Source organism: Acidimicrobiia bacterium (genome assembly GCA_040880805.1).
GTDB lineage: Bacteria > Actinomycetota > Acidimicrobiia > IMCC26256 > DASPTH01 > DASPTH01.
In genome coordinates, this window is sequence record JBBDHW010000047.1 from 53,432 (window position 1) to 54,663 (window position 1,232).

General features: G+C 70.2%; 1 protein-coding gene. It reads right to left on the reverse strand.

The genetic code is table 11. The annotated features are described in order from the left end of the window. A partial coding sequence (locus tag WD271_12755; protein MEX1008698.1) for a phosphotransferase family protein occupies nt 1-1,181 on the reverse strand: 1,181 nt, incomplete at its 3' end. Nucleotides 1,182-1,232 lie beyond the last annotated feature (51 nt).

Here is a 1,232-nt window from a genome sequence, read left to right on the forward strand (position 1 = left end):
GCGAACCGCGCCCCGTCGAGCGCGTCGCCACCGAACGTCGCGATGCGGTCGGCCCGATCGAGCTCGTCGACCTCCGCGCCGATCTGGTCGTAGGCGCGTAGGTAATGGACCAGGATCTGGAGACTCCGCGTGTTCTCGCGTAGCTCGGGATCGTCGATGCCGCGCGTCGCGGCGCGGATGCCGTCGAGCAGGTGCTCGTAGTACGGCGTGCGGGCCGTGTCCGCCGGCTCGGGTAGTTCGGCCGACTCGACGATTCCGAGAAGGTCCGACAGTCGTTCCGCGAGACCCAGCACGTAACGCTCGGTCACGAGCAGGTAGGGCGCCCATCCGCGCGCGCCGCCACCGCGGCTCACGGCGAGCGACGTTGTCACCGCGCATCGGTAGTCGACGGCAGCGCGGTAGTAGCGGATCCGCTCGTGGTCGACCGCGATTCCCGTCGCGTGGCTGTAGCGATCCTGGAGCTCCGTGAGGTCCGCACCGGGCATCCGCATGTCGAGCCACGCCCAGTCGTCCATCGGGTCGCCGATGTGCGCGAACTCCCAGTCGACGATGCCGGTGACCCTCCCGTGCTCGAAGACGAAGTTGCCCGGACCCGTGTCGCCCTGGACGAGCACGGTGCGCTCGACGGCATCCGGCGCGTGCGCGTGCAACCACGCACCGCCGTAGCGCACGAGAGGATCGAGGTCGGCGACGTGGTCGTCGGCGAGCCGCGCCCACATCTCGAGGTCGAGCCGCGCGTGGTCCTCCGCGCCGCGCGGTCGGCGGAAGCCGTCGAGCGTCAACGTGTCGACATCGAGGCTGTGGAGTGCTGCCAACGCGTCGATGAACGAGCGCATCGTCTCGCCGCGCGTGCGTTCGTCGAGGTCGGTGAAGTCGCCGCTTCCCGGAACGCGTTCCATCAGGAGCGCGGCGCCGTCGGGAGCGAGGCCGACGACGCGCGGAGCCGGAACGTCGGTGTGCTCGAGCGCGCGGTACACCACGGCTTCCTTCGTCGGTGAGATCTCGGTGCCGGCGAACGATCCTCCGCCTTCGCACCGCAACACGAGTGGCACGACGACGCCATCGGCGCGCTCCACGTCGACGAAGTAGGCCTCACGTGACCCGCCGGCCGGAGGGCGGCTCAGCGCGGTGATCCGGCCGCCTGCGGTTTCCTCCACCCACGCGCGCAGTGTGTCGTCCATGGGGCTACCGATCGGAGAAGCGGTGGACCGCCGTCAGCCGGTCCACCGCTT